The sequence below is a fragment of the Caldicellulosiruptor acetigenus genome (assembly GCF_026914305.1).
Classification (GTDB): domain Bacteria; phylum Bacillota; class Thermoanaerobacteria; order Caldicellulosiruptorales; family Caldicellulosiruptoraceae; genus Caldicellulosiruptor; species Caldicellulosiruptor acetigenus.
The window spans coordinates 2,011,758-2,025,559 of sequence record NZ_CP113866.1 but is presented as its reverse complement, the minus strand read 5'-3'; the positions used below and the strand labels follow the sequence as shown (position 1 = coordinate 2,025,559).

Annotated in this window: 10 protein-coding genes; 9 read left to right on the top strand and 1 reads right to left on the bottom strand. The window is 37.9% G+C overall.

The genetic code is table 11. From position 1 onward, the window contains the following. The first annotated feature begins 1 nt into the window (after window position 1). From OTK01_RS10040 to OTK01_RS10010, 7 genes are all read left to right on the top strand, one after another. The gene (locus OTK01_RS10040; protein WP_029228086.1) at window positions 2–1,153 is read left to right on the top strand and encodes a 2-hydroxyacyl-CoA dehydratase; all 1,152 of its coding nucleotides are present in this window, start codon (window positions 2–4) and stop codon (window positions 1,151–1,153) included. Continuing rightward, on the top strand, window positions 1,150–2,109 hold the full coding sequence (locus OTK01_RS10035) for an acyl-CoA dehydratase activase (protein WP_029228087.1): 960 nt from the start codon (window positions 1,150–1,152) through the stop codon (window positions 2,107–2,109). Before OTK01_RS10040 ends, OTK01_RS10035 begins: the two co-directional genes overlap by 4 nt. 182 nt (window positions 2,110–2,291) lie before the next feature. Continuing rightward, the gene (locus OTK01_RS10030) at window positions 2,292–3,014 is read left to right on the top strand and encodes a M28 family peptidase (protein WP_013432791.1); all 723 of its coding nucleotides are present in this window, start codon (window positions 2,292–2,294) and stop codon (window positions 3,012–3,014) included. Window positions 3,015–3,177: 163 nt separating this feature from the next. Continuing rightward, entirely contained in the window at window positions 3,178–4,059 is an 882-nt protein-coding gene (ilvE, locus tag OTK01_RS10025) for a branched-chain-amino-acid transaminase (protein WP_029228088.1), read from the top strand. Between the two features lie 17 nt (window positions 4,060–4,076). Continuing rightward, window positions 4,077–5,735, top strand: a complete 1,659-nt coding sequence (ilvD, locus tag OTK01_RS10020; protein WP_029228089.1) for a dihydroxy-acid dehydratase — start codon at window positions 4,077–4,079, stop codon at window positions 5,733–5,735. Between the two features lie 27 nt (window positions 5,736–5,762). Further along, a complete protein-coding gene (gene ilvB / locus OTK01_RS10015; RefSeq protein WP_029228090.1) occupies window positions 5,763–7,421 on the top strand; it encodes a biosynthetic-type acetolactate synthase large subunit in 1,659 nt (552 codons plus the stop codon). A gap of 248 nt (window positions 7,422–7,669) precedes the next feature. Then, on the top strand, window positions 7,670–10,150 hold the full coding sequence (locus OTK01_RS10010; protein WP_029228091.1) for a WG repeat-containing protein: 2,481 nt from the start codon (window positions 7,670–7,672) through the stop codon (window positions 10,148–10,150). A gap of 67 nt (window positions 10,151–10,217) precedes the next feature. Here OTK01_RS10010 and OTK01_RS10005 read toward each other — a convergent pair whose 3' ends face one another. Beyond that, window positions 10,218–11,168 carry a glycoside hydrolase family 130 protein gene (locus OTK01_RS10005; RefSeq protein ID WP_029228092.1) on the bottom strand — a complete coding sequence of 317 codons (951 nt, stop codon included), beginning with the start codon at window positions 11,166–11,168 and terminating at the stop codon, window positions 10,218–10,220. A 146-nt stretch (window positions 11,169–11,314) separates the two neighbouring features. On the opposite strand from OTK01_RS10005, the gene OTK01_RS10000 reads away from it, so the two are divergent. Continuing rightward, window positions 11,315–11,731 (top strand): secondary thiamine-phosphate synthase enzyme YjbQ, encoded by a 417-nt coding sequence (locus OTK01_RS10000; protein ID WP_013432785.1) that lies wholly within the window; start codon window positions 11,315–11,317, stop codon window positions 11,729–11,731. A gap of 213 nt (window positions 11,732–11,944) precedes the next feature. Then, window positions 11,945–13,642, top strand: a complete 1,698-nt coding sequence (locus OTK01_RS09995) for a methyl-accepting chemotaxis protein (RefSeq protein ID WP_029228093.1) — start codon at window positions 11,945–11,947, stop codon at window positions 13,640–13,642. Window positions 13,643–13,802: the final 160 nt, after the last annotated feature.

The window sequence follows — 13,802 nt, the reverse complement described above, 5'->3', positions numbered from 1 at the left end:
AATGAAAGTATCATTTCCTTACATGGGCTCTGCCATAGTGTATAAAAAACTTTTTGAGTTTTTGGAACATGAAGTGATAATGCCGCCAAAACCAACACAGAGGACCATGGACCTTGGTGTCAAATATTCACCAGAGTTTGCTTGCATTCCTCTTAAAATGGTCATGGGAACATATTTAGAGGCCATTGAAAAAGGTGCAAAAGTGCTTGTGACATCTGGTGGACATGGTCCGTGCAGGGCAGGTTTTTATGGTGACACTCACAGGAACATATTAAAATCTCTTGGTTATGACGATGTCGAACTTATAATCTTTGATGCTCCACAGGATAACTGGAGGGCATTTTTCAGGAACGTTCAAAAAATCCGAAATGGAGTTCCTTGGCATAAGGTTATAAACAGGATGTACACGTTATACAGATTTGTCCAGAAGCTTGATGAGCTTGAGAAGATGGTTCAAAAGATAAGACCGTATGAGGTCAACAAAGGCCAGACAACTCAGGTTTGGAATCAAATCCAAGAAAAGTTTGACAAAATAAAGACAAGAAAAGAACTGTATAAGGTTTATGAAGAGTGCAAGCAGATGCTTCTTAGCATCCCAACAAAGAAGGTTGATGAAAAAGACAGAATAAGGGTTGGAATTGTGGGAGAGATTTATGTTGTGATGGAAAGCTCTATTAACTTTGGGATAGAAGAGATTTTGGGCAATCTTGGTGTTGAGGTAGAAAGAAGCTTGTATCTTTTTGAGTGGATAAACGACAATCTGGTTCCATGGATTTTAAGACCCAAGAGGTTTAAAGAGATTATAAAAAAGGGTCAAAAATATATCAAGATTTTAATTGGTGGTCATGCGGTTGAGACTGTGGGGCATATTATAGACTTTAAAGAGAGAGGATTTGACGGAATTGTTCATCTTATGCCTTTTGCATGTTTGCCAGAACTTGTGACCCAGAGTTTAATTCCAAAGATATCAAAAGAGGTTGACATTCCAATTCTATCGCTTCCAATAGATGAGCAGACAGGGAAGGCAAATATGCTCACCAGGATAGAAGCTTTCATTGACCTTTTGAGAAATAGGAAAAGAGGAAAAACAAAAGAGGTCTTTATTGACAACATACAAGAACATGTTCAGGAAGAAAGGGTTGTAATGGTATGAAGGAAATCTACATAGGGGTTGACGTGGGTTCTGTTTCAACTAACGTTGTTGCCATTGATAGAAATGTGAAGGTGCTTTTTAAGACGTATATAAGAACAAACGGACAGCCTATAGATTCTGTCAAAGAAGGTGTAAAGCAGTTAAAAGAGACACTTGGAGATGTAAAAGTTTTAGGGGTAGGCACAACCGGGTCGGGCAGACAGCTTGCAGGTGCTATCTTGGGTGCTGACGTTGTGAAGAACGAAATTACAGCCCATGCAACAGCCACAATTCATTTTGTACCGGATGTGAGAACTATTTTTGAAATAGGCGGCCAGGACTCTAAGATAATAATTATAAAAGACCAGATGGTTGTGGATTTTGCAATGAACACTGTATGTGCTGCAGGCACAGGTTCGTTTTTGGACCATCAGGCAGAAAGGCTCAAAATTCCTATTGAACAGTTTGGTGATTTGGCACTATCTGCAACAAGACCAGTTCGAATTGCGGGAAGGTGCACAGTTTTTGCAGAGTCTGACATGATTGCAAAGCAGCAGTTTGGCTTTTCAAAAGCTGAGATAATAAGAGGGCTTTGCGATGCTCTTGTGAGAAATTATTTGAACAATGTTGGAAGAGGCAAGAATTTAGAACCGCCATTTGTTTTTCAGGGCGGTGTTGCAGCGAACAAGGGTATCAGAGCAGCATTCGAAAGAGAACTTCAAAGCAAGATTATTGTACCTGAACATTTCAATGTCATGGGGGCAATAGGTAGCGCCATTTTAGCAAAAGATTACATTGAAAAGACAAAGGCAAGAACAAATTTCAGGGGGTTTGACGCTGCTGACATTGATTTTTCAACATCATCTTTTGAATGCAAGGGTTGTTCGAACAGGTGCGAGGTTGTGAAAGTGTCAATGGAAGGCAAGGTCATTGCAATGTGGGGTGACAGGTGTGGCAAGTGGACAAATTCACTTTAAGTTTGAAATTGTAAATGCCATGGAAGCTTTCGATCCATGGCTTTTTTAATTTTTCTTGTAGTTGTTTTACTATTCTTTTGAAAAAAGTGATATAATAAAAACTAGAATAAGATTTTTCACAATAAGAAGGTTTTAATCATGTCAGAGGGGTAAAGGATTATATAAGGTCAATTATTTTAAAAATGTGTGCTTTGGAGTCGTATCCTGGAAAGGAGGAGGAACTAAAAGAATTTGTAGAAAACGAACTTTCTGAGATGCTCATCTTTTACGACGATGACGTTAAAAACAACCTCTTTGGCGAAAGAGGCAAAAATCCAAAGGTGCTTTTGAATGCTCATCTTGACTCATACGGAGCAGAACATGTGGGTAAAAACTGGATGTTTGAAGTAGTTTTTGATGAAAAAACAGGAAGGATAAAAGGAAATGGCGTACGGCCTATAGGTGCTGACGACAGATGCGGTATTGCTATTATCTTGGCTCTTCTGAGGTTTACTGACTACCAATTCAAGTTTCTTTTCACCACATCCTGTGAAGATGAACACCAGGGTGTAAAGTTCTTCATTGAAAATCATCCAGAATTTTTCAAGGGCGTAAACCTTGTGATTGGTCTTGACAGAAGAGGGTTTGGGGATGTTGTGTGCAGCTATGGCGGAAAAGACGTGTGCTTTAAGAATGAGTGTATTGACAAGGTGATAGAAATTGGAAAATCCTTAGGAATTCCTGCTAAGAAAGAAAAAAGTCCCCACGTTGCTGATATAAGGTTTATTGCAGACAAGTTCGGAATTAGTAGTTTTTGTCTTTCTGTGGGATATTACAATCCTCACACAACCTCTGAGTATGCTGTTTTGAATGAGGTTGTGAAGACCTATGAATGGATGTGCAAAATCTTGGAGTGTGTGCAATGAAAGAAAATGCCTTTGAATAGCTTTTCACAAGGGCCTTTTAAAAAGGTCCTTTTTTGTTATTGTAATTTTTCCTTTGCTCAAGTATAATGTATTAAAAATGATTATTTATGCATTTTTCTCTTTTCGAACATCTCAAACTATACACATAGGGGGAAATGTTTCAATGGAAGAAAAACTAATATACATCGACGGAGAGTTTTACAAAAAATCAGAAGCTAAAATTTCAGTTTTTGACCATGGTTTTTTGTATGGAGATGGCGTGTTTGAAGGAATAAGAGTGTATAATGGCAAGATTTTTAAGTGCAAAGAACATGTGGACAGGCTGTACCAGGCTGCAAAGGCCATCTACATGGAAATTCCAATCTCAAAAGAAGAAATGATTGAAGCGCTAAAGAAGACATGCAGGATAAACAATATCAGGGAAGGATATATCAGGCTTGTTGTATCGCGAGGAGTTGGGGATTTGGGCCTTTCTCCAACAAAGTGTCCAAAACCAACAATTGTAATAATTGCTGATTCAATTGTTTTATATCCACAAGAAATGTATGAAAAGGGAATGAAGGTAATAACAGCATCCACAAGAAGAAATAGTCCTCAGTGTGTTGACCCGCAGATAAAGTCGCTAAATTACCTAAACAACATCTTGGCAAAGATTGAAGCAAACAGGGCCGGAGTGCCTGAGGCTATAATGCTTACACAGGATGGGTATGTCACAGAATGTACAGGAGACAACATCTTCATTGTCAAGGACGGTGAGCTTATCACTCCACCTGTGTATCTTGGAGCTTTGGATGGGATTACAAGAAGAACGGTTATGACTTTGGCAAAAGATTTGGGAATACCTGTGTATGAAAAGGTATTTACACTTTACAATCTTTACAATGCTGATGAGTGTTTCTTTACAGGTACTGCGGCAGAGGTTATTGCAGTGACCGAGGTTGACGGTAGAAAGATTGGAAATGGAGAGGTTGGACCAATAACCAAAAAGCTCATGGAAGAATTCAAAAAGCTTACACTTGTTGATGGTGTTGACATATACGAATAAGGAGATGAAAGCATAAGATGAGAAGTGATATTGTCAAGAAAGGATTTGAAAAGGCTCCTCAGCGTTCGCTTTTCAAAGCAATGGGATACACTGATGAAGAGATAAGAAGACCACTTATTGCAGTTGTAAATTCGTGGAACGAGGTTGTTCCAGGGCACATTCATCTTGACAGGATTGCAGAGGCAGTAAAAGCAGGTATCAGGCTGGCCGGGGCAACTCCAATGGAGTTTAACGTCATTGGTGTGTGTGATGGTATTGCGATGGGTCACATTGGCATGAAGTATTCGCTCATCACAAGAGAGCTCATTGCAGATTCAATTGAGGCAATGGTAATGGCACACCAGTTTGATGGCATGGTCTTGATTCCAAACTGCGACAAAATCGTTCCTGGAATGCTCATGGCAGCAGCAAGGGTGAACATCCCAGCTATTTTGATAAGCGGTGGACCTATGCTTGCAGGAAAAATTGGCGATAAGGTATGCGACCTTAACTCTGTATTCGAAGGTGTGGGCGCATACTCTGCAGGCAAGATTTCTGAAGAGGATTTGTATGCCTTAGAAGAAAATGCATGTCCTGGCTGTGGTTCATGCTCTGGGATGTTCACTGCAAACACAATGAACTGTTTGAGCGAGGCTTTGGGGCTTGCTCTTCCTGGAAATGGAACAATTCCAGCTGTCATGGCAGCACGAATTCGTCTTGCTAAAATGGCAGGTATGAAGATTGTTGAGCTTGTTGAAAAGGACATAAAACCGTCTGATATTTTAACTATTGAGGCTTTTGAAAATGCCTTAACTGTTGACATGGCGCTTGGGGGTTCAACAAACACCATCTTGCATCTTCCTGCTATTGCAAATGAAGTTGGAATAAAATTAAACCTTGATATCATAAATGCTATAAGCGACAGAACACCAAATCTTTGCAAGCTCTCACCAGCAGGGCAACATCATATTGAGGATTTGTACTTTGCAGGCGGCGTTCAGGCTGTTATGAATGAGCTGTCCAAAAAAGGTTTAATTCATCTTAACCTTTTAACAGTCACAGGAAAAACTGTAGGAGAAAATATCAAAGATACGAAAGTTAAAGATTACAATGTCATAAGACCAATCGACAATCCATATTCTGAGACAGGCGGGCTTGTGATTGTGAGGGGTAACCTTGCACCAGATGGTGCTGTTGTCAAGAAAAGTGCTGTGCCGCCAAACCTAATGAAGCACAGAGGACCTGCGCGCGTGTTTGAAAGCGGTGAAGAGGTGTTTGAGGCAATCTTGAAAGGAAAGATTCAAAAAGGAGATGTTATTGTCATAAGATATGAAGGGCCAAAAGGCGGACCTGGTATGAGAGAAATGCTCTCTCCTACATCGGCACTGGCAGGAGTTGGGCTAATTGAAGATGTTGCGCTGATAACCGATGGAAGGTTTTCCGGTGCAACAAGAGGTGCATGTTTTGGTCATGTATCGCCGGAGGCAGCAGAAAGAGGACCGATTGCAGCAGTTCAGGATGGCGATATGATTTCAATTGACATAGAAAACAAGACTCTTACGTTAGAAGTGCCAGAAGAAGAAATCAAAAGAAGACTTGAAATCTTACCACCGTTTGAGCCAAAGGTGAAAAAAGGGTATCTTTACAGATACTCAAAACTTGTCAGGTCTGCGTCAACTGGTGCTATACTTGAGTAAAAAATCTTATTTGGGGGTTGTTGGGTTTTGAAATTGACAGGAGCAGAGATTATAATTGAGTGTTTAAAAGAACAGGGAGTAAATGTTGTTTTTGGGTATCCGGGCGGTGCTGCTTTAAATATTTATGATGCTCTTTACAAACATCAAAATGAGATAAAACATTATCTAACATCGCATGAACAGCACGCATCCCACGCTGCAGACGGATATTCAAGAGCGTCCGGCAAGGTTGGCGTGGTCTTTACCACTTCAGGACCTGGTGCAACAAACATTGTGACAGGTATTGCAACAGCGTATATGGACTCTGTGCCGGTTGTTGCAATCACAGGGCAAGTACCAACTAATTTGCTTGGTAAAGACTCTTTCCAAGAGGTTGATATTACAGGTATTACCATGCCAATTACAAAGCACAATTTCATTGTCAAGGATGTCAATACACTTGCAGATACCATCAGACGCGCGTTTGAAATCGCACAAAGTGGAAGGCCGGGACCTGTTTTGGTTGATGTGTGCAAGGATGTTACTGCGCAGTATGCTGAGTATGAAAGAAAAAAGCCAAAGAAGATAAAAAAGAAGGTTTTAGCAACACAAGAAGAGATAGAAAAGGCAATTGAGCTTATAAATTCAAGCCAAAGACCTTTTATCTGTTCAGGTGGCGGTGTTATTTCATCAGAGGCATCTGAAGAGCTCATTGAATTTGTGGAAAAAATAAACGCACCTGTTGCAACAACGCTCATGGGTGTTGGAGGTTTTCCTTCCACCCATCCGAACTATACAGGACTTGTTGGAATGCACGGTACACGTGCTTCTAACTATGCGGTTTCACACTGTGACCTTTTGATTGCTGTTGGTGCAAGATTTTCAGACAGAGTAATCAGCAAGGTTGACAGGTTTGCACCAAATGCAAAGATTATTCACATTGATATTGACCCGGCTGAGATTGACAAAAACGTGAGCACAGACATTGCACTTGTGGGCGATGTAAAGCAGATATTAAAAATATTGATTGAGAATGTACAGAAGAAGACCAGCACAGAATGGATAGAGATGATTTACGAATGGAAGAGAAACTATCCTTTGAGCTATCCTCAGGATGGCAAGCTTCACCCACAGTATGTTGTTGAGAGAATTTCTGCTCTTACCAACAACGATGCAATAATTACAACAGAGGTTGGGCAAAACCAGATTTGGGCAGCACAATTTTACAAATACCAAAGACCAAGACAGTTCATCTCATCCGGCGGTCTTGGCACAATGGGTTATGGTTTTGGTGCGGCAATTGGAGCAAAAATTGCACGGCCAGACAAGGTTGTAATTGACATTGCAGGTGATGGAAGCTTTAGAATGAACTGTGGTGAGCTTGCAACAGCTGTGCACTACAATATACCTGTGATAGTTGCGCTTTTGAACAATGGCGTTTTGGGAATGGTTCGCCAGTGGCAGGACCTTTTCTATGGCAAGAGATTTTCACAGACAACGCTTGACAGGCCGCCAGATTTTGTAAAGCTTGCAGAGGCTTACGGCGCACTTGGTATAAGGGTTACATCACCAGATGAGGTTGACAGTGCTATTTTAAAGGCGTTAGAAGCAGGAAGGCCAACTGTGATTGACTTTGTAATTGACAAAGACGAAAAAGCACTACCAATTGTTCCACCCGGCGCTCCTATTGATGAGATTATTGATTAAAATATTGCAGATTAACAAAATTGAGAAAACTTGAGAGGCTGTTACAAAAAAGTAAACAGCCTCTTCTTGTTTTTTACTGAGTAATCTTCAATTGCTAAATCTGTTCCGAGTCAAAAGATTACCTCTATATAAGAAATTTCTTTTAAATGTCATGAAAATGAAAGTAAATTTTGTATACAGTTGATTAGTTTGAATACATATTATATAATCAGTACCAGAGAAACTATTTTTACGAAAGGTGTAGATGAATGAAAAACAAAAGAGTAAAAATCTTATTCTGTATATTATTAACATTGTGTTCTACTTTTTTGACTTCATATGCTGATAAACAAGTTAGGGCCTCTTCAAGCCAACAATTTCAATCAGCTGTGAAGTTGTTCGGTGGCAAGTATGTGTATGTGCCGGTTCAGTTTGACGAGGTAAAGGAAGTCACAGAAGATTTGTTAGCATATAAGATAAATAACAAGTGGGGTTTTATCGACAAAAATGGCAATATAGTGACTGAGCCAAAGTTTGATTGGGAGTACACTGTGCCAGGTTTACAGAGTGGTTTAGTAGCAGTTCAAATGAATGGAAAGTGGGGATGTGTAGACAAAACAGGCAAACTGGTAGTTGATACGCTGTACGAAGAGGTTTCAAGTTATTCTGGTAATTTAGTTACAGTAAAGTTAAATAATAAATACGGGTTTGTAAACATAAAAACAGGAAAATTAGTGATTGAGCCGATGTACGAAATGGTTGGTGTTTTTTCAGAAGGATTAATAGCGTGTAGGAAATATCAAGATTTGACATGGAGTATTATTGATGATAAAGGAAACCTATTAGCTGATAAACTTCCCTTTGAGAGAATAGGAGAATTCCGCGAAGGTTTGGCTGCGGCTGAAAAAGATGGTAAATGGGGGTTTATTGATAAGACAGGAAAGGTGATAATTGATTTTCAATATGATTGGTATAGAGATTTTTCAAAAGGATTAGCAGTGGTTGAAAAGGGGGGAAGATGGTATTATATAAATAAGACTGGTAGAATAGTTGTGGATTTGGGAGATGAGATTAAGGAGATTACAAATAGTACAACTGATTCATTAGATTTAATAGTTAAAAAAGAAAACTATTGCTTGATAAACAAGACAGGTAAACAAACAATAAAATTACAATTTGATTATGTAAAGAGTTTTTCAGAAGGTGTAGCAGCGTATGTATATAAGGGAAGATGGGGTTTTATTGATGAGACGGGAAAGATAATAGTAAAACCTAAGTTTGAATGGGTAGAAGATTTTTCAGAAGGATTAGCTGCAGTTAGACAAAATGGAAAATATGGATTTATCGATAAAACTGGAAATGTGGTAGTAGAGCCTGAATTTGATTCTTTTGAAGGTTATGACACTGTAACATTTCGCAGACCTCTAAAATTTTCTGATGGAATAGCAGTAGTTATAAAAGATGGGAAAACATGTTTTATAGATAAAACAGGCAAAGTTGTAGTAAAGTTTAATAGTCTTCGCTTAGTTAGAGATTTCTCAGAAGGATTGGCTGCAATATGTGAAGGTGGAGGATTTGGTTTTATAGATAAAACAGGTAAGGTTGTTATAAGACCAATATATAGCTATGTTAGCGATTTTTCTGAGGGATTAGCTGCAGTTTGGATAAATAACAAAGCTGGATTTATCGATAAGAGTGGGAAATTTGTTATACAACCACAGTTTGATTCATGTATTAGTTTTTCCGAAGGTTTAGCTCCAGTAAGGATAAAAAATAAGTGGGGTTTTATAGATAAGAAGGGTAGGATAGTTATAAAACCCCAGTACGATGATGTTTCAAGATTTTCAGAAGGAATGGCGGCTGTATTAATAAAAAATAAATGGGGATTTATAGATAAAAGCGGCAAAATAGTTATAGAACCTCAGTTTGATAATGTGAAGGATTTTTCACAAGGTTTAGCAGCAGTGTCAAGAAATTATTTATGGGGATTTGTTGATAAAAAAGGGAGAATGGTTATTATGCCTCAATTTTCTGAAGTTACGAGTTTCTCAAGAAAAGTTGCAAAAGTAAAGGAATTACCTAAATATGGAGTTATAAATAAAATATCTGGTAAGATAATGATACCACCACGATTTCATCAAGTAGGTATTTTTTCTGACGGTTTGGCAGCAGTAAAAGAGTATGACAAGTGGGGATTTATTGATGAGAAAGGAAATTTAGTAATAAAACCTCAGTTTGATGATGTCAGAGTATTTTCAGAGGGATTGACAGCAGTTAAGCAAAATGGCAAGTGGGGATTTATAGATAAAAGTGGAAGAACGATAATAAAGAATCAGTATGATTTGGTTGGGGAATTTTCGTGTGGGCTGGCTAAATTTAGGAAAAACAACAAATGGGGATTTATAGATAGGACTGGCAAGGTTATTATAAAACCACAGTTTGAAGATGCTAAGCCATTTGTAGATGGTGTTGCTGAAGTTAAATTAAATGGATTATGGGGGATTATAAATACGAAAGGGAATATCATAATAAAGCCCCAGTTTTTTGATATTGTCAGAGTGTCCAATAACTTGGCTGTGGTTCAAAAAACAGATGGCAGTTATGGTTTTGTAGATAGGAAAACAGGTAAGCTGTTACTCCAGCCTCAATTTGACGGTATTAGAATTCTTTGTTGGAAGTGGGCTGTAGGCGTTGTTCAAAAAGACAAGAGTGGAAAAGAAAAATGGGGTTTATTGATTGAAACAAAATAAAGTTTTCAACATTTATTACACTGAGGGGCTCTCACAAAAATTTTAAGTGAGAGCCCCATTTTATTTTCTATTTTGTTTGCAAATCCCCCTCAATCAGAATAGACAAAATCTGGTCAATCTCAGCAAAAGCAAGAGCAATACAGGAATCAGCAGCTCCATAGTAAAGATAGATTTGGTTGTCTTCAACAATTGCTCCGCAGGTGAATACCACATTGTTGACATCCCCAATTCGTTCATATACTTCCTGGGGTGATAGAAGCCACTCAGGACATCTTTTCTTGACCTTTGCCGGATTTTCTAAATCCAAAAGTGCAGCACCAAGTCTGTAGATTGGTCCTGAGGGCATCATCTTCACGCCGTGATAGATTATTAGCCAGCCTTCAGATGTTTTTATTGGCACAGCTCCTGCACCAACTTTAAAGCCGTCCCACCAAGGTCCTCCTTTTTCAACAAGCACAACCTCATGGTTTCCCCAGTGAATGAGGTCTGACGAATATGCAATCCAGATGTGTTCGATGTCCCCTGCAACAGGTCTATGAAGCATGGCGTACCTACCGTTAATTTTTTCAGGGAACAAAACTGCATCTTTGTTGTTGGGAGGATAAATTAATCCCATTTTTTCAACTTTTTTAAAGTTCTTTGTTCTTGCAAGTGCAACCGCAGGACCATAACGAGAGTATGCAGTATAGGTTATATAATAACAATCATCTTCAGGTATATATGTTATTCTGGGGTCTTCACAGCCAAATTCTTCATATATGAATACTGTAGGTTGGGGATAAATGAGAGGTGATTTTTCAATCTTCCAATTGGTTTTGCCATCACTGCTTCGTGCGACAGTCAAATGAGACTTTCCCTGTCTGTCCTCAACTCTCAAAAGTAATAAGTACTCATTTTTATATTTTATTGCGCCAGCGTTGAACACAGCATTTGCTGAATATGGTATGTCATATACTGTGATTATTGGATTTCCACTGTAGCGTGTGAATATATCCTTTTTTGCAAAGACCTTTTTCATAATAAAATCCCCCCACAAATAAATTATCTATACATTGAAATATACCACATTTGCTGTTGAATAATTACAAAAAAATTATTAAAATATTTTTAAAAATCTGTCAAGAAAAAAGAAAATCAATAATTTAGCGGGGGTGATTTTTTAAAATGAAGTCATATAGAAAAGAACTCTGGTTTGAAATTCCAACAAGAAGGGCTTTTGTGAACATCACAGATACACTTCAAAAGTGTGTGGACGAAAGTGGTATAAAAGAAGGACTTTTACTTTGCAATGCTATGCACATAACAGCAAGTGTATTTATAAACGACGATGAGCCAGGTCTTCATAAAGATTTTGAAATCTGGCTTGAAAAGCTGGCACCTGAAAAACCCTATTCTCAGTATCACCACAACGTTGGTGAAGACAATGCAGATGCCCACCTTAAAAGAACTATCATGGGAAGAGAAGTTGTGATTGCTATCACAAATGGCAAACTTGACTTGGGTCCATGGGAACAGGTGTTTTATGGTGAGTTTGATGGCAAAAGAAAAAAGAGGGTGCTTGTGAAGATTATAGGAGAGTAAGGCAATGTCATGTTTTGATCACAGTTGGTGCATAAATACTGCGTTGTTTTGTTAGTAAAATCCATTAAAAGTTGAGATAACTTTCAGATTACAAATTGAAGAAGTATAGAAATATCTCAGTAAAATTTAATGCATAAGCAAAAACAAATAGGAATTGAATTTTGAATTTCGAAAAATACAGTTTAAACAAACTTTTTTGAGGGAGGAGTTGCTATGAACTTGTCATCTAAAATAACTAAAATTTCCTTAGTCATACTTTTGGTTGTTGATCCGCTGCTATTGCTATTTTCATATTATATTTTTGCTGGCTTGGGAAATTATCCAATTGTAAACATTCTTGTGGGATACATTATCTGTGTTTTGATCATAGGTATTCCTGTTGTCTTTATCGCAAGACTGAGTGCAAGAAAAGTGGAACTTGGTTCAGGGTACAACTTGCCTGTATTTTTATCTTTTCTTATCTTTTTCGCAAACGTTCTTGCTGCAACTTTAGTAGGTGTTATTGCATCAAAAATAAAGCCTCTTCCAGAAGATGTACTTGCATTAAGGGTAAGCGGAGCAATAGCTATAAATATGAATATTATTGCTCTTTTGCTTTTTATATATTCTAAAGTTCTAACTCAGGAGGAATTCACAAAATATGCCGAAAAGACTAAGATTTCGATTTCCACAAAATTAACAGTTGGGGTTTTATCTGTTACTCTTTGGGTTGGTCCAGTTTTATTGAAATATATAACAATTCGAATTAACCTTGACAATGCTACAAAGATGAATCTTGTCTTAATAAGTGTTTTTGCGAACATAATACTTGCTTTTGTTTTGTGGCTAATAAATAGAAAGATCTTGTCAGTAGTACCTGCAATTTCTGAGACATTTTCGAAATTAGCGCAGGGGGACCTAACCTTTAAGAGTGTTGTTCATTCAAACGATGAATTTGGTACAATTAACAACAAATTAATTGAGACTATAGAATCTCTCAAAAATCTTATAACGGGTGTAAAAAGTACGGTAATTAGTTCTATTAAAACATTCGAAAATGCACGGGAAGTTTTCGAAAAACTAAATATGGATTCTTTTGAAAACGCTAAAGCAATTGAAAAGCAACAATCCGATATTCAGCGAGTAGCAGCTTCAGTTGAAGAGATTAATGCCAACATTGAAGAATTGGCTGCTCAAGCCCAAAGTCTCAGTGATTTAGCATCTACTGTACTTTCAACTTTTCAGGCACTATCAGAAAAATCAGAATTAGGTCAAGTAGCGGTGGAAACTATACTAGAAACGAGCGAAATACTCGTTAAAAAATACAGCCAGTTGAGAGATGGAGTACAGCAACTGGCACAAACAACCCAAAACATTGGCGATGTTGTGAAATTTGTTAGGCAGATTGCAGAGCAAACAAATCTATTAGCGTTAAATGCAGCAATTGAGGCTGCAAAGGCAGGAGAAACTGGGAAAGGATTTGCTGTTGTTGCATATGAAATTAGGAAATTAGCCGAGCAGACTAAAGAATCGACAGCTGTTATAAATCGAACAATTTCGGCTGTAGATTTATATTCTAAACAACTCGAAGAGCAAATAGCGGCTCTATACCGTGATGTAGAAGAGAACAAGAAGAAATATGCTGAACTTTCAGAAATTTTTATTGACATAATTCAGAGAATCAAGGATTTAACTTCTCTTGTCGATAATCTTTCGGCACATTCTGAAGAAGAAGGTGCTTCTGTAGCAGAAATAGCTTCGGCAACCAAAGAGATAGCTGATAGTATCTCGGAAATTAGCGAATTTTCTGAAAAAATAATTTCTTCCACGGAGTACAATCTGAGTCAGGCTAATGATTTATCTAAGCAGATTTCTCTACTCTCAAGCTCGGTGGAGCAGATAAGAAGTCTGATTGAAAAGTTTAAAGTATAGCAGGTATACCTTTAAATATTTATTGAAACACGTGAAAAAATAAAATGGTCGCGCAAAAACAATCATTTAATGCAATTGCATATTAACGTTAAGTTATTTAGTAAAAAAATAGAAAGTCAGCTGATAATTTCGCCCAACCTATTTTAATTAGTTATACACT